This is a genomic window from Synechococcus sp. R50.1, from assembly GCF_047462115.1.
Classification (GTDB): Bacteria; Cyanobacteriota; Cyanobacteriia; order Thermostichales; family Thermostichaceae; genus Thermostichus.
In genome coordinates this window covers 1-15,984 of the sequence record NZ_JANSIN010000021.1, presented here as the reverse complement: position 1 = coordinate 15,984, position 15,984 = coordinate 1, and the positions used below count along the sequence as shown (strand labels likewise).

The window sequence follows — 15,984 nt, the reverse complement described above, 5'->3', positions numbered from 1 at the left end:
CTCAGATGCTATTTTTGGGTTGCTATCGGAGGGGGATGAACTCAGTGCGGCCAATGATTTGCTGGCCTTGATCCGAGAGCGCGTAGTTGATGAAATCGGCCACCACAGGGCTGGTTCTTTGAGGTGCCACCAAAAACACATTCCGCGCCAAGGGGTAGCTGCCCCTCTGGATGGCCTCACGGGTGGGCATCTGGCCGTCGATGGGCACAATCCGCACCGTTTGCTGGTTTTGCACCTGATCGACAGTGCTGTAGGTGATGCCATCTTCTCCCAAAGCCCGCAGCAGCGGGGTGGTGACATCTTCTGTGGCGGTGGTGAAGTAGGGAGGGTTATCGGGAGCGAAGGGCAGCCCCAACAACACGAGTTCTTGGAAAACGCTGTAGGTGCCGCTCTGGGGGGCGCGATTGAGGACCCGAATCCGCCGATCCGGGCCGCCCACCTGGCTCCAATTGGTGATCCGACCCTGGAAGATATCGGCCAATTGCTGCAGCGTCAGTCCTCCTTTGTAGGGGTTGTTCACCCCCACCGCCACCGCCAGGGCATCTTTGGCCACCGGGATCGCCTGTAGACCCGCCTGCACTTCGCTGGCATTGAGGGGGCGGGAGCTAGCGGCCATCTGGATGCGACCTTCCATCAGGGCCTTCAGGCCGGCATTGGATCCATTGGGCTTGCCATCCGGGATCCCATAGGTGAGGGGAATGCCGGGGTTGCGCTGGGTGTAGCCTCCCTTCAGGGCCAAGACGATCCGGATCATCGTGACGCTGCCATCCATCTGGAGCACTGCTGGGTTGGGCAGAGAAGTATCCAGATTAACGGCGTTGGCAGGCGGGTTGGGTACCTGGGCCTGAGGGGGGTTGGGCGCTGTTGGGGCTTGGGGCCGGGCAGCTGGAATCTGGCTGGGGATAGGAGGCGTGTTCTCTCTATTCAGGAATGAGTCCAACAGGCCGGAACGATAGGCATACCAGCCGCCGCCTCCCAGTATCGCGAACAAAAGAATGTAAACGATTGGAGGTGGGCCGGAAGGTCGTGCAGTCATGGGATCCCTCCTAAAGAAAATTCACGATCCAGACTTTTGAGACTTCCCCCCTCTGTTGTATCAGCTATCCGCGCAGATTGGGTGAGCAGCAGGTTAAGGTGCATCTATCCGCACATGGCCGCCTCTCGTCCCACCTCGCGCAGCTCAATTACGTCCGCACGGGGATCCGCCTGCACAACTTCCAACTCGATCCAAGCCCCCAGAGGAATCTGGCGTTCTAGGCGCACCGGCACCCGAAAGGCAATCTCATCCAGCATGGCCAACACCAAGTTTTCCTGCTCGCGCAGGTAGCCCAAGACCAGAGCCCGCCAAATTTGCCCCGGTCGCAGGCGCAGGTATTCGATGCTCCAGTAGCGCTTGGATTTCCGCTCCACCTGGTTGGCCTCTACGGTGCCCGGCTCAATCCCCAGCAGCAACTGCTGCACATCCGCCTCCGTCAAGGGCAAGGGATCCCCGCGCAAAAAGGCCTTGATCTGGTAATGGGCCACCAAATCCAGGTAGCGCCGAATCGGGGAGGTAACCTGACAGTAGGCCTCAAGCCCCAGCCCTGTATGTCGCCCCGGCTGGGTGGCTACTTCCGCCCGCGATAGACAGCGCATGATGGCAAAAGACCGAACTGGCCCCTGAGGGTACCTATCCAGCACTTCGGGTGGGGGTAAGTCGGGAGCCGGCTGCAGACGATAGGGCACCGGGATCCCATTTTGGCTGGCGAAGCGAGCCGCCACCTCGCCGGTGAGCACCATCATTTCCGCCACCATCTGCCGCGCAGGAGTATCCTCGATTACCCGGAGGTGGGGGATCTCGTCGATGACCTTGATATCTTGCTCGGGCAAGCCAATTTGGATTGCCCCTTGAGCCATGCGCCAGGCATAACGCCACTGGGCTGCCCGGGCAATGGCTGTCAGTTGAGCCTCTGCCCCCAACTCCAACATTTCATCGGCATCTTCGTAGGTGAGGCGGTAGGTCACTTTGATCTGGCTGAGGCAAATCTTGGAATCCCGGATCTGGCCGTCGGATCCCAGTAGAATGCCAAAGCTAAGGGCAGGCCGCACCTCTCCCTGCACCAAGCTCATCGGGCCAGTGGACAACTCCGGTGGGAACATCGGGATCACCCGCTCCGGCAAATAGACACTGGTGCCACGCTTGCGGGCTTCCAAATCGAGGGGATCCCCCCACTGCACCCAACAACTGGGATCAGCGATGTGGATCCAGAGCTTCACCGCGTCATCCGACCAGAACTCGACGCTGAGGGCATCGTCAATGTCGCGGGTGCTGGCATCATCGATGGTGTAGGTGTGGAGGTGGGTGAGATCCCGCCGCAGATGGGGATCCCAAAAGGAGGGAGGCTGGCTGAACAGGGCTTGGGTGTATCGCTCCACCGCCTTCGGGAACTGGGTTGGGATCCCGGTGAGGCGCAGGGCCAGGTTCTCGTGGCGGCTCCACAGCCCCAGAGCCACCAAAGCCTCAAAGGCCCCCTGCGGAGTGTCAGGAAACCCCATCAGCTCCAGCAGTTGCGAGGCCCGTTCCCGATCCGACGGGTTGAGATTGGAAGAGAGATCCTCGTGGCTGCGAATGGCTGCCGCCGCTCCCTGTAAGGCCAGGCGTTCCAGCACCTCCAGGCGGGCCCGCTCGGCAGGAGTCCAGGGATACCCTTGACCGGGATGAGCCAGAGCCTCCCGCAGGTGGGCCTCAAACTCTAGTTGTTCCTGCTGCCGTTGTTGGGCAACGGCCATTTGATGGAGGATCTCCTTCACCTGAGCCGGAGTGCGGGGTTCGTAGCTTTCCCCCTTTTGCTTGAAGTAGGTGCGATCCTCGCTCAAGAGGCGGTAGGCGGCATAGGTAGAGACCGGAGAATCATCAGAAAACAACAGCCGAGCCATCTCCGCCAAGCTCAGGGGCTGACGCTCCTCCTGCACCAGTTCCCAGGCCAACGCCAAACTTTCGGGATCCAACTTTGCCTGCACCGCCTGCCAAAAGCCGGGGATGTCGGAAGCCGTGAAGCTGGATCCCCCGTTCAAAGCGAAGGTAATCTGGCGAGGGTGAACACTGTGAACCTGCCCGGAAGGCACCCCCAGCAGTAGGTTCTTCTTGCCCTCGGTGCCCTGAACCACTGCCAACACACGGTCGTTATTGTAACGAAACTCCACCAGTGTGCCCTTTTCCACCCGTTCTCCCCATGTCGGCTGTCGTTAAAGCGCAGGCTTTCTTCCATTCTCCATCAGCTCTGCCCGCCTGCCTACGTGGAAACCCCGGCCAGAAGACATACGGACACTATGAACAGGTAGCAGATGTTAGATATATCGGTACTTAAGCATATAGGTATGTGATATATAGACACACGAGATACAAATTTTTGGGTAGATTGCGGTTATGTGTTGGGCACTGCGATTTCAGAGCAGAGGCCAGCTCTGCCAAGTTCCTGGGATGAGGTTACCAACTGGAGTCCCTAAATTGCGTAGAGATACTGTTGCCAACGTTTCCCAAGTATGTATTTCCACTTCCATGTGTGATATCATAGGCTCTAGGGGTAAGGCACAGTTATCACGGACTGCTGCCTGATCTAGCGAACAAGAATCGGGCACTTACGGATTGTTTTCCTGCGGTGAAGATCCTCAAAGCAGAAGGGGTTGTGTTTTTTCCCTAGAGCTTCTTAGCACTCAACTTTTTAGCACTCAAAAGGTGAGCTGTGGACAACCCGAAGCGACTGTTGCTCATCGACGACGATCCGAACTTGATCCTTCTGGCCAAGGACTACCTAGAGTTTCGCGGTTATGAGGTGGTGGCGGCGAGCAACGGTCTGGAGGGGTTGGAAGCGATGCGCCATTTCACACCAGACCTGATCATCTGCGATGTGATGATGCCGGAGATGGATGGCTACACCTTTGTGGAAACCATTCGCTCCAACAGTGCTACGGACTGGATCCCCGTGATTTTTCTGTCGGCGCGTGGGCAAACGGCAGACCGGGTGCGCGGCCTGACCACAGGGGCAGATGTTTACATGGTCAAGCCCTTTGAGCCGGAAGAATTGGTGGCGCAGGTGGAATCTTCTCTTAAACATACTGAGCGCCTGTTACAAATGCAGGGCGCGGGCGTTCAACCCGTCATAAAACTGGATCGGGAAATTGAACTTACGCCAACAGAAACTAAGGTGATCCAGTACGTGGCCAGGGGCATGTCCAACCGCGAGATTGCCGAAGTTCTTGGGGTGAGCCAGCGCACTGTTGAAAGCCACGTCAGCAACATGCTGGGCAAAACCGGCCTGCACAACCGCACAGAACTGGCCCGCTGGGCGATAGAAAGTGGTCTGGGCAAAAAACCGCTATGATTCCTCTCCTTTTTCGGAGTCCTCTTGCTTAGCGGCTCAGGAACTCTCTCTCCTCAGCCCGATTGGAGATAGGGTGGTAGCAGCGCTTGCAGAGCAGAATAACCATGGTGGGTAAGTTTTTTCAAAAATTGGCAGGAGAGGATCCCTTGTCGGGTCGGCTACCCCCTGGGCAGCATTTGGCGCGGGGCTTTCCGGTGCTCACCTACGGCGATACGCCGGTGATCCGGCCAGAAGAATGGCGGCTGCGCATTTGGGGATCCGTGGAAAAAGAAGTAGTGCTCACCTGGGAGGATCTGCTGGCCTTGCCCCAACATACGTTCACCGCCGATTTTCATTGTGTTACCCGCTGGTCAAAGTTGGATGTGACTTGGACAGGGGTGCGGATCCCGGACGTGTTGCAGGCAGTATCCATCGCTCCTGAGGCCAAGGCGGTGATGCAACACTGTTATGGTGGCTACACCACCAACCTGACTCTGGAGGAGTTCATCCGCCCCGAAAACTACCTGGTTCACACCCTGGAAGGCCAGCCGCTCCCGGTAGATCACGGTGGGCCGGTGCGCACTTTGATCCCTCACCTGTACGCCTGGAAAAGTGCCAAGTGGATCGGCGGCCTGGAGTTTCTCCCCCAAGATCAGCCGGGCTTTTGGGAGCGCAACGGCTACCACATGCGCGGTGAACCCTGGGCAGAAGAACGCTACAGCGATTCATAGAGGCTCTGGGATTTTGCCCTCCTTGGCCAGGGATCCCTCGAAGTTCTTTGCCGCTATCTGCCGTTTTGGCCGCAAACTGAAGAGAGCACCTTGGTTGCCGTTGCTGCGAACGCCTGAGGTGCCTGTGTCTTTAGATCTCAAAGAAAGCTTAAATAGCAAAGCTCAAAAGATCCATTGGACTCCATTCCGCTTACGCAAACACTAGAAATCATGGGATCCCGTTCACCACGTCCAGCCCGGCCCATCCGTTCCGGCCACTATCCGGCCAAAGAGCTGTGCAGCCAGTGTGGCCTTTGCGATACCCGCTACGTGGCCCAGGTCAGAGAAGCCTGTGCGTTCTTGAACCAGCAACTGACCCAGTTGGAAGAACAGACCCACGGGCGATCCCGGGAATCGCTGCGCTCAGGATCCCTTGCCGTCACTGATACCGATTACTTCGGTGTCTACGAGGCGATGTACACAGCCCGCAAGCGGGATCCGATCCCGGGGGCCCAGTGGACGGGCATTGTCAGCAGCATTGGCATGAAGGCCCTCACCACTGGCTTGGTGGAAGGGGTGGTGTGCGTGCAGGCGGATGAGCGGGATCGCTTTCAGCCACGGCCCATCCTGGCCCGTACCCCCGAAGCGGTCTGGGCGGCGCGAGTTAACAAGCCAACTCTTTCTCCCAACTTGTCTGTGTTGGAGCAGGTGGAGCAAAGCGGCCTCAAGCGCCTATTGGTGATCGGGGTGGGCTGCCAAATTCAGGCTTTGCGGGCTGTGGAAAAAAAACTGGGCCTGGAGAAGCTGTACGTGTTGGGCACGCCCTGTGTGGACAATGTCAGCCGTGCCGGGCTGCAAAAGTTTCTAGAAACCACCAGCCGCTCCCCACAGACGGTGGTGCATTACGAGTTTATGCAGGATTTTCGTGTTCACTTCAGGCACGAAGATGGCTCAATCGAAAAGGTGCCTTTCTTCGGTCTTAAAACCAAGGAATTAAAGGATGTGTTTGCCCCCTCTTGCCTCAGTTGTTTTGATTATGTGAATGCTCTGGCGGATCTGGTGGTGGGCTACATGGGATCCCCCTTGGGCTGGCAATGGCTGCTGGTGCGCAACCAGCGGGGGCAAGAGCTGCTGGACTTGGTTTGGGAAGAGCTGGAAACCCAACCGGTGATCTCCCAGGGATCCCGGCGGGCGGCAGTGCAACAGGGGATCCCAGCCTACGATCAAGCCCTGACCCTACCGATGTGGTTGGCCCAGATCATGGGGGCGGTGATCGAGCGGTTTGGGCCACGCGGTTTGGAATATGCCCGTTTTTCCATCGATTCCCACTTCACCCGCAACTACCTCTACGTGCGCCGCCACTATCCCCAGAAGTTGGAGCAGCACGTGCCCCCCTTTGCCCGGCGGATTGTGGAGCAGTATCAACTTCCCAAGGACTGAGAATTACGGTCATTTCGATTCAAGCCAGGACACTGCAACCACCCTAAAACTTTGAAGGAACGGGTCTATAGGGCTTTTCTCAGTGGCGCAGGCGTCTCACCCTAACCTGAAACGACCATATGCGGTCACTTCAAGTAGCCAATCAAAGGGTTTGTCGCGTTGATCCCTAGCTCCCCCTGGGAGAGAGGCCGGGGGTGATGGAGGATCGAGAATGGCTATTGATCTAAATCCTTCAGATCCTTGCCAGAAGGGATCCTCGCGGCTCCTTCATCCTATGGCTCAGCAGTAGCGGATCCCGGCTTCCGCCCAGCGATCGATGGCCTGCCCCATGCGCTCGCAATCGGCAATCAAGCTAATCCGCACGTAGCCTTCTCCCCCTTCTCCAAAGGCGCTGCCGGGAGTCACCACCACCCCGGTGGACTCTAAAACCCGTAGGGCAAACTCTGTTGATCCCTCGGGGGTGCCATCAGCAGTGCGAGGGGTAGGGATCCAGAGGTACATCGTCGCCTGAGTCGGTGGGATCCGCCAGCCCAGTTCCGCCAAGCGGCCAATCAAATAGTCGCGACGGCAGCGGTAGCGTTCTTGCACCTGCTCCAGATAGCTATCCGGCAGGCGCAGGGCAGTTTCGGCGGCCTTTTGGATGGCGGCAAAAATGCCGTAGTCGAGATTGGTTTTCAGGGTGCGCAAGCTTTGGATGATCTGGCGATTGCCCACCACAAATCCCACCCGCCAACCGGCCATGTTGTAGGTTTTGGAGAGGGTGTGGAACTCCACTGCCAAGTCCTTGGCCCCTGGGATCTGCAGCAAGCTGGTGGGCCGGTAGCCGTCAAAAGCCAGCTCGGCGTAGCACAGGTCGTGCACCAGGATGAGATCGTAGCGGCGGGCAAACTCCACCACTTCCTCAAAAAAAGAGCGGGGCGCCACCGCAGCCGTTGGGTTGTTGGGGTAGTTAAAGTAGAGCACCCGCGCTTGCTGAGCCACTTCCGGCGGTATTTCTTGCAGATCGATCAACCACCCCTTCTGCGGGCGCAGCATCATCGGGTAGATCTGCCCGCCGGCAATCATGGGGCCGCGAAAATGGGCTGGATAGGCAGGGCTGGGCACCAACACCAGATCTCCGGGATCCACATAGGCCAGAGCCAGGTGGGTCAGCCCCTCTTTGGATCCCAGCAAAGGCAGCGCCTCTCCATTGGGATCCAGCTCCACCCCGTAGCGGCGCCAGTACCAATCCGTGATCGCCTGGCGGAAGCTGGCCGTGCCCTCAAAGGGCGGGTAGCCGTGGTGGGCGGGATCCGCAATGGCCGCCTGGGCTGCCTCCACCACCGGCTGTGGGGTGGGGCCATCGGGATTGCCCATGCCCAGATCGATCAAATCCAACCCCTGCTGGCGGGCGCGGGCCTTCAGCTCATCCAAGCGGGCGAAGACATAGGCGGGCAGCTTGTTCAGCCGCTGGGCGGGAACGAGAGCGCGGTTCATGGCAAGAATGGGGAAGGGGCACAGCCGGTGCCTGATGGGAGGATAGGTACCTAACTTACCGCCAGACCTGCATCCAAAGCAATGATCGAGATCGGCGGCTTTGGGCATCCGGGATCCGGAACGGCTAGGATAGATATCCCATCTCAAGTTATCGACGAGCCGAACAGTGCCCCTACCACTTGTGGCTATTGTGGGTCGCCCCAACGTGGGCAAATCTACCCTCGTCAACCGCATGGCGGGGGTGCGTTCGGCCATTGTGCATGATGAGCCTGGGGTGACCCGGGATCGTCTGTACCAGGAGGTGGAATGGAACGGGCGCCGCTTGCGGGTGGTGGATACCGGCGGCCTGGTTTTTGGAGATGACAGCGAATTTTTACCCCACATTCGCCAGCAAGCAATGGCAGCCATGGCCGAGGCCCAAGCCGTGATCTTCGTAGTGGATGGCCGAGAGGGGCTGACACCCGCCGATGCAGAAGTGGCCGATTGGCTGCGCAAACAACCCCTACCGGTGGTGGTGGCTGTGAACAAGTGCGAGTCGGGGCAGATGGGCCTGGCTCAGGCAGCAGCCTTTTGGGAGCTGGGGCTGGGGGATCCGATCCCCTGTTCCGGCATTCATGGCAATGGGGTAGCCGAGCTGTTGGAGGCGGTGCTGGCTCACTTGCCCGAAGTGACCGAAGAAACGGTGGGTGAGCCGGATCCCATCGCCGTCTCGATTGTGGGGCGGCCCAACGTGGGCAAATCCAGCCTGCTCAATCGCCTGGTGGGATCCGAGCGGGCCATCGTCAGCCCCATTTCCGGCACCACCCGTGATGCCATCGACACCGTGGTCACCTGGGAAGGGCAGCCCTATCGCCTCATCGATACCGCCGGGATCCGCAAAAAAAAACGCGTGGAGTACGGAATCGAGTTCTTCAGCATCAACCGGGCCTTCAAGGCCATCCAGCGCTCGGATGCGGTGCTGCTGGTGATCGATGCTTTGGAGGGGGTTACCGAACAGGATCAAAAGCTGGCCAGCCGCATTGAAGAAGAAGGCCGCGCCTGTGTCATCGTGGTCAACAAGTGGGATGCGGTAGAAAACAAAGACACCTATACTATCAACGACTTTACCCGCGAAATTCGCGACAGGCTTTACTTTATCGAATGGGCACCGCTTCTGTTTGTCAGCGCCCTCACCGGGCAACGCACCCACAAAATCTTTGAGCAGGTGAATACCGTGGTGGCCGCCCACCGCAAACGGGTTCCCACCGCTGTGGTCAACGAAGTGCTCCAGGATGCTCTTGCCTGGCAATCGCCCCCCACCAACCGCCAGGGCAAGCAGGGCAGAATTTACTACGGCACCCAGGTGGCGGATCGGCCCCCCACCTTTGTTCTGTTTGTCAACGATCCCGATTTGTTTAAGGATAACTACCGCCGTTTCTTGGAAAAGCACTTCCGGCAAAACCTGGACTTTACCGGTACCCCCATTCGCTTTCGCTGGCGCGGCAAGTCCGAGCGCTTGGTAGGACGAGCGGTGCGAAAATTGGAGGGATCCCTGGCCTCTCGTTAGGCCCTTTGGAGGACGAAGCTCTGTTCTGAAAGCCTATGGCTGTGGATCCCAACGTCAAAACCCTGGTTGACAACCGTCGCGCCCGCTTCGAGTACGACATCTTGGAGACCTATGAGGCCGGGATCCAACTGACCGGCACAGAGGTGAAATCGATACGAGCGGGCAAAGCGAACCTGCAAGACGCTTTTGCCCTCTTTCGGGATGGGGAAGCCTGGCTGCACAATCTGCACATCTCCCCCCATGACACCGCCGGCAAAGTGTTTAACCACGACCCTACCCGCCGCCGTAAGCTGCTGCTGCACCGGCGTGAGATCGACCGCCTACGGGGCTTGGTGGAACAAAAGGGCTTGACTGTGGTTCCCCTCAAGCTGGTGCTCAACCGCGGCTGGATCAAAGCCCATCTGGGCGTAGCCCGTGGCAAAAAGCTCCACGACAAGCGACAAGCCATCAAAGAGCGGCAAACCCAGCGGGAGATTCAGCGGGAACTCAAGGAGCGGTGAGTTCTCCTGTATTACAGACTGATCAAGAGGGCCCGTGGAATCACGTAAATCTGTTTGGTAGAGATGGCTTAATCTTTTTTTCAGCTTTTTAGACAGATTTACCTACGGACTTACACGTGGGTTTCACCAGTTTTTCACTCTGTGAAGGTTAGGCTGTATGCAGACATACTCAACACTATCGCGTTTCACATGAGTGGCTGGGTGGGTGAGGGATTCTTCTCACAAGGTTATCCGTGGGAGACAAACTGGTTGTGGCCAGAAGCCATTGCCGACAGCCTGATCGGCTTTACCTTTTTCTCAATTGCCCTATCTCTTCTCTCCTCGGTTTGGCGGCGGCAGGAGGAAGTGCCCTTGAAGCGTTTCTTCGCCCTGCTCGGTCTGTTCACGCTTGCCTGTGGCCTGATCCACCTGATGGAGGTGTGGGCGCTTTGGCAACCTGCCCATGGGATCCCTGACTGGCTGAAAGGGATGGCGGCTTTAGTTTCTCTCTATGCTGCTGCTCAGGTGCTGCGGATTTTACCGAGAACGCTCCGCTTGCCCAGTTCTGCTGCCTTGGCAGAGGCCAACCGAGCCTTAGCCCGCGAGATCCAGGGACGAGAAGCAGCCGAGGGGCAAGTCCGCCAGTTAAGCGAACGGCTGCAAAACCAGGTGAAGGAGCTGGAACGGCTGGATCTTCTCAAAGACGACTTTTTAAGCACCATCTCCCATGAGCTGCGCACCCCGCTCACCAGCATCCGCCTCGGAGTGGACATGTTGCAGATGTCTTTGCGGCAGTTTTCCCTTTCTGAGAAGCAACAGCAGTATTTGAGTTTAATTCGCCAGGAATGTCAACGGGAAATTGATCTGGTGGAAGATCTGCTAACCCTGCAAGAGCTGCAAACCCGTACCCACTGCGAAGTTCTGCAAGACCTGGATCTGGAAGAGCGCCTAGCCAACTGGATCCAAGCCCTGCGAGCACGGGCAGTGGCTGCCCAACAGGATCTGAGCTTGCAGATTCTCTCTCCTCTGCCGTTGTTGCGGTTGAATGCCGTCAGCCTGGAGCGTGTCTTTCGGGAGCTGATCGTCAACGCCTGCAAGCACGGAGATCGGCCCGGCCAAATTCAAGTACAAGCCAGCCTGAACCCCAGCCCCCTATCTGAAAGTGGCCTCTCCTCCCTGCGGATCCAGGTGCGCAACACCGGGCACATCCCTCTCCCAGAGCTGCCCCATTTGTTTACCGCCTTTTACCGGGTTCCCAAGGCGGATCCCTGGAAACAAGGTGGTACAGGGCTGGGATTGGCGTTGGTGAAGAAGTTGGTGGATTCGATGCAAGGCAAAATTACCGTCGAAAGTGAGGAGGGCTATGTCTGCTTTTCGGTGGAGCTGTCTGGGGTTCCCGCTCCCCAGACGAGAGTGGATAGAGCAATGGATTGCTCCCTGAGCCCCTGCTAGCTTCGCACGTCGTTTGCCAAAGACCTTTTTGTATCAGCGAATACAACAGTCTGCGGCGGGATCCCGATGATGGATGTAGTTCTTTGGCTTTGGATCCCTGTTCTGTTGGAGCTGCCTGTGAACTGGAATCTTACCCGCGCTTTTTCTCCCTCGAGAGGCTGGGCTATTGGCCTGGCAGTCGCCGCTCTACTGGGATCCACCCCCACAACGGCGCAGGAGACCTTCAAAGTGGGCATGGTGCTGGTGGGGCCGATGCAGGATGGCGGCTGGAGCCAGGCGCATGTGGAGGGCAGCGAATACGTCAAGGCCAAGTTGCCCGGTGTCGAGTTTGATTACCTGGATAAGGTGAACCCGGCGGATCGGCCCAATGTGCGCGCCTCCCAGGTGGCGGATGACATGATCGCCCGAGGTGCGAAGGTTATCATCTTTACTTCCGATGACCACAAAGACGATGCGATTGAAACGGCCCGCAAGCATCCTGAGATCGCAGTTATCCATGCTTCTGGGGACATGGCCTGGAAGGAAGGGAAAAATTACATCGATCTGCCCAACTTGGCCAACATCATGCCCCAGATGGAAGCGATGCGCATGGTGGCCGGATGTGCCGCGGCTCTGGGATCCGAAACCGGCAAAATTGGCCTGTTGGGGCCTCTGATCAACGACGAAACCCGCCGTTACGCTGCTGCCGCCTACTTGGGAGCCAAATACTGCTGGGATACTTACCGGGATCGTCCCGAGGAGTTGCAATTCCGAGTGACCTGGATTGGCTTTTGGTTTAACATTCCAGGGGTCACTTTGGATCCGAGCAAGGTTGCCGATGACTTTTACAACGGCGGCTTTGATGTGGTGATGTCAGGGTTGGATACACCGGAGGCGGCGGTGCAAGGCAAACGGGCTGCTGAGGCCGGAAAGCGAGTGCGCTACACCCACTACGGCCTGGCCAGCGGTTGCAACTTTGCGCCCGAAATTTGCCTGGGGGTTTCCTACTACAACTGGGGGCCAGGATACAAGCAATTGATCGAGGCAGCTCGCGCGGGCACCTTCGAGAGCCAATTCCTGCGTCTGCCCATCGACTGGTCGGATATCAACAACCCGGACACGTCTTCGGCGGGGTTCATCATGGGAGAAGCCCTGAAGCCGGAAGACAAGGCCAAGCTGGAGGAGTTTATTGCTGGCTTGGGGAATGGCGGCATTCAGCTCTTCAAGGGGCCACTCAACTTCCAAGATGGCACGCCCTTCTTGGCTGAGGGGGAAGTGGCCAGCGAGGTTGATATTTGGTATCTGGGCCAGTTGCTGCAGGGCATGGAGGGAGCCAGCAATTAGGAGAAAATGTTTCATGCTCCGGGTAGGGGGAAGAAGCGGTCGGTGGCTTTCACCCGCTGACACCAGGCTCGGATCTGAGGAAAGGGCTTGAGGTCAAACCCGCCCTGCTCCGCCACATGAGTGTATGTGAAAAGGGCGAGATCGGCGATGGTGTAGCGGTTGCCCACAAAAAATGCTTTCCCCTGCAGATGGCCTTCCATGATCTCCAGCGCCTCTGTTCCAGATTTCAAGTTCTGGGCGATCACGTCAGCATGGGCCTCTGCTTGGCCGGCCCGCACCCAGAAGCGAGTGGTGGCGATGTAGCGGGCAATGCGGGTTTGTTCAAAAAGCAACCACTTCAAAATCTCAGCCCGTTCCAACTTGTTTTGGCCGTAGAGGGGGGTGTCTTCTGCCAGGTAGACCAAGATCGCGGCGGACTCGGCCAAGACCGTTCCATCTTCCAGTTCCAAAGCCGGGATCTGGCCCAGGGGGTTTTTGGCCAGGTACTCGGGGCGGCGGTTTTCTCCGGCCCTGGAGTTGACTTCAACCGTCTCATAGGGAATCCCCAATTGCTTGAGGAGCAATTCCACTTTGTAGCAATTTCCGGAGGTTGGGATCCCGTACAGTCGCAACATTGTGGTTAACCTCAGCCCAAAGCACCTTACAAAGAACTTCGTCCTAACAACGCCAACGGCAACCCAATCAACAAAAACCCTCTGTCCCTAACACTTTTTCAGCAGCTTTGTCCTTCCAACTCCTGCATCTGCCGGCGGTATTCCCGCCCAAAGGCTTGCAGCAACCCTTCTGCATGGGAAAGAGGCCCTGCTTCATAGGCACGGGATCCCACCCCTTGCTGGGTGAGCTCGCACAGGTGCCAATCCTGTCGATTGGTGCGATCCCACAATTCCACCACCTCGCTGGGATCAAAACCATCCAGCGCCAAGGTCTCCGGCTCAAACAGCCAATCGCAGACGACCCGCGTCCGGTCGGATCCCTGGGGCCACAGAGTGTGGGTCATGACATAATCCGGCTGCAGGCTCAAGAATAGATTGGGCATAAGGGTGTAGTAGTAGGCCCGCCGTTGGTTTTCTCCGCGCACGGTGGAGATCAGGGGCAAGCTGCGTTGGCCACTCATGTTTAGGCTGGTAACATCTGGATTGAGCAACATGTAGCCGCCCAAAAAGGGGCCTTCCATCAGGTCGTTGCGACCGCTGCGAGCCGGCGAAAGACGGGCCAATTCCGGGTGAATGAGGGGGCAGTGGTAGCACTCAGAGTAGTTTTCAAACAGCAATTTCCAATTGGCTTGAACGTGGTATTCAATACGATGGCCTCGCCGCAGAGCGGACAGGTTCCACTCTCGGAAACGACCTTGCAATGGGGCAAAAACCTCATCGAAGGGCTGAGGATGGCGGCTGAGATTGACCCAGACAAAGCCTTCCCATTCTGCCAAGGCAGCGGAGTGGAGGGGATAGTCTTCACGGCGAAAGTCTTCCACCTCGTGCATCTGGGGAGCCGCCAACAATTGTCCATCCAGCCCATAGCGCCAGGCGTGGTAGGGGCAAGGGATCCCATCGGCAAAATGGCCTTGGAGCTCGCTGCAGAGTCGGGTTCCTCGATGGCGACAGTGGTTGAAGAAGGCATGGGCTTGCCCCTTGGGATCCCGTACCAGGATCAGGCTTTCTCTGAGCACCTGCACCTGCAAAAAGTCTCCGGGTTGGGCCAGATCGGCACTGCGCCCCACGCAGAACCACTGCCGATAAAAAATCTGCTCAATCTCCGCCTCAAAGCGGCTGGAAGAAACATAGTAGTGGCCAGGCAGGGTGCGGGCGCCCGGTTGAACAGTAGCGGGATAGAAAGCGGTCATGGGGCAAAGCAGCGATAAGAAAAACTGCTGTGGGACTCCAAAGGCTTTGCTATCCAAGCTAACGCAGGGATCCCAGTCAGTATCTGTTCTAAGCAGGTCTAGGGCATTTTTGAAGCATTCCCCCCAAGCACGCTGTGCTGCTCGCGCAAATACCCCAGTCTCCTACCCACAAGGGGAGAGGGGGCCATAAGAACTCCGTCCTGCTGACGCAAATGGCTTATTCCCGCTAGGGGGACGTAGCGCTATAGCCCAAGTCGCGCAGAAGGTGCTCAGAGCGCCGCCAGTGGGGCCGCACCTTGACAAACAGCTCCAGGTACACCTTGCCCAGGATCAGCTTTTGAATCTGCAGGCGGGCTGCCTGGCCGATCCGCTTGAGCCTTTCCCCCCCTTTGCCAATGAGGATCCCCTTTTGCGAGTCCCGCTCTACATAGAGGGTGGCCAAGATGCGGGTGACGTTGGGGGTTTCTTCTACCTGGTCGATGGTCACGGCCACGGAATGGGGCACTTCCTCGCGGGTCTGCAGCAGCACCTGTTCTCGGATCAGCTCCGCCATGATGAACCGCTCCGGCTGATCCGTCACCAGATCCGGCGGGTAGTAGTAGGGGCCGGTGGGCAGCAGGTCGATGGTGGCTTGGATCAGGGGTGTCAAACTGCTGGGATCCAAGGCAGACACCCAAACGACAGGAGCGCCGGGGCGCAGGGCTTGGTAGCTCTCTTGGTGAGCTTGGCGCACGGCAGCATCCCGAGGAAGCAGATCCGCTTTGTTGCAGACGATCAGGCAGGGGGAAGCAGCAGGGATCCGCTCGGCAATAAAAGCATCCCCGCGTCCTGCCGGCACCGATCCATCCACCACGAAGAGGATCACGTCCACAGCGGCAATGGCTGCCTGGGCGTTGTGTACCAAGATTTCCCCCAGGCGGTGGTGGGGTTTGTGGATGCCAGGGGTATCCACCCAGATGATCTGGGCTTGGGGTAGGGAGAGGATCCCCTGCAGGCGGTTGCGGGTGGTCTGGGCCACGGGAGAGGTGATGGCAATCTTTTGTCCCACCAGGGCGTTGAGTAGGGTGGACTTGCCCACATTGGGCCGCCCGATCAGCCCCACAAACCCCGACTTAAACCCTGGCGGGGCAGCCGGGATCGCAGACAGTTCCCCACTGCTGACACGACCGGGCGCCGATTCCCCTTCTGCTGCAGCAGCGGAGGACTCTGTCCCGCCGTCGCCGTGGTATTCTACCGCTCCAGTGACCGGGTTGTTTTCGGGGAAAGCCATGCTCCGCCGGCTCAGCTCTTGCAGCGCCTTTTCAATTTCGTCAAAGTCGGCAGGTAAGTCGATAGCTATCTCCGCAAGGGTGAGGATCCCTTGCCGCTGTTGGGC

The 15,984-nt window shown here is 58.2% G+C and carries 13 protein-coding genes; 7 read left to right on the top strand and 6 right to left on the bottom strand.

From position 1 onward, the window contains the following. Positions 1–22 precede the first annotated feature (22 nt). Together NW870_RS07125 and NW870_RS07120 are read right to left on the bottom strand one after the other, a co-directional pair. Complete coding sequence (locus tag NW870_RS07125) at positions 23–1,036, bottom strand: phosphate ABC transporter substrate-binding protein (protein WP_414356321.1); 1,014 nt, start codon at positions 1,034–1,036, stop codon at positions 23–25. Between the two features lie 104 nt (positions 1,037–1,140). After that, positions 1,141–3,201: a ribonuclease catalytic domain-containing protein gene (locus NW870_RS07120; protein WP_414374620.1), complete on the bottom strand. Its 2,061-nt coding sequence runs from the start codon at positions 3,199–3,201 to the stop codon at positions 1,141–1,143. A gap of 521 nt (positions 3,202–3,722) precedes the next feature. Between NW870_RS07120 and NW870_RS07115 the strand changes: the two genes are divergently transcribed. The 3 genes from NW870_RS07115 to NW870_RS07105 all read left to right on the top strand — a co-directional run bounded on the left by NW870_RS07115 (position 3,723) and on the right by NW870_RS07105 (position 6,490). After that, positions 3,723–4,361: a response regulator transcription factor gene (locus NW870_RS07115; RefSeq protein WP_414374618.1), complete on the top strand. Its 639-nt coding sequence runs from the start codon at positions 3,723–3,725 to the stop codon at positions 4,359–4,361. Positions 4,362–4,465: 104 nt separating this feature from the next. Continuing rightward, positions 4,466–5,071, top strand: a complete 606-nt coding sequence (locus NW870_RS07110; RefSeq protein ID WP_414374616.1) for a sulfite oxidase-like oxidoreductase — start codon at positions 4,466–4,468, stop codon at positions 5,069–5,071. A 210-nt stretch (positions 5,072–5,281) separates the two neighbouring features. Continuing rightward, entirely contained in the window at positions 5,282–6,490 is a 1,209-nt protein-coding gene (locus NW870_RS07105) for a Coenzyme F420 hydrogenase/dehydrogenase, beta subunit C-terminal domain (RefSeq protein WP_414374615.1), read from the top strand. 279 nt (positions 6,491–6,769) lie between these two features. On the opposite strand, the gene NW870_RS07100 is transcribed toward NW870_RS07105, so the two are convergent. Continuing rightward, positions 6,770–7,966 carry an aspartate aminotransferase gene (locus tag NW870_RS07100; RefSeq protein WP_414374613.1) on the bottom strand — a complete coding sequence of 399 codons (1,197 nt, stop codon included), beginning with the start codon at positions 7,964–7,966 and terminating at the stop codon, positions 6,770–6,772. Positions 7,967–8,132: 166 nt separating this feature from the next. Here NW870_RS07100 and der point away from each other — a divergent pair, with 166 nt between their 5' ends. The 4 genes from der to NW870_RS07080 all read left to right on the top strand — a co-directional run bounded on the left by der (position 8,133) and on the right by NW870_RS07080 (position 12,766). After that, the gene (gene der / locus NW870_RS07095) at positions 8,133–9,512 is read left to right on the top strand and encodes a ribosome biogenesis GTPase Der (protein ID WP_414374612.1); all 1,380 of its coding nucleotides are present in this window, start codon (positions 8,133–8,135) and stop codon (positions 9,510–9,512) included. Between the two features lie 35 nt (positions 9,513–9,547). Continuing rightward, on the top strand, positions 9,548–10,012 hold the full coding sequence (gene smpB, locus NW870_RS07090; RefSeq protein ID WP_414374610.1) for an SsrA-binding protein SmpB: 465 nt from the start codon (positions 9,548–9,550) through the stop codon (positions 10,010–10,012). A gap of 249 nt (positions 10,013–10,261) precedes the next feature. Next, positions 10,262–11,443, top strand: a complete 1,182-nt coding sequence (locus NW870_RS07085) for a sensor histidine kinase (RefSeq protein WP_414374608.1) — start codon at positions 10,262–10,264, stop codon at positions 11,441–11,443. A 66-nt stretch (positions 11,444–11,509) separates the two neighbouring features. After that, the gene (locus NW870_RS07080) at positions 11,510–12,766 is read left to right on the top strand and encodes a BMP family lipoprotein (protein ID WP_414374607.1); all 1,257 of its coding nucleotides are present in this window, start codon (positions 11,510–11,512) and stop codon (positions 12,764–12,766) included. Between the two features lie 11 nt (positions 12,767–12,777). On the opposite strand, the gene NW870_RS07075 is transcribed toward NW870_RS07080, so the two are convergent. From NW870_RS07075 to era, 3 genes are all read right to left on the bottom strand, one after another. Further along, the gene (locus NW870_RS07075; protein WP_011432893.1) at positions 12,778–13,380 is read right to left on the bottom strand and encodes a glutathione S-transferase family protein; all 603 of its coding nucleotides are present in this window, start codon (positions 13,378–13,380) and stop codon (positions 12,778–12,780) included. A gap of 98 nt (positions 13,381–13,478) precedes the next feature. Next, complete coding sequence (locus tag NW870_RS07070) at positions 13,479–14,609, bottom strand: aromatic ring-hydroxylating oxygenase subunit alpha (RefSeq protein WP_414374605.1); 1,131 nt, start codon at positions 14,607–14,609, stop codon at positions 13,479–13,481. Between the two features lie 226 nt (positions 14,610–14,835). Further along, entirely contained in the window at positions 14,836–15,879 is a 1,044-nt protein-coding gene (era, locus tag NW870_RS07065; protein WP_414374639.1) for a GTPase Era, read from the bottom strand. Between the last annotated feature and the right edge of the window lie 105 nt (positions 15,880–15,984).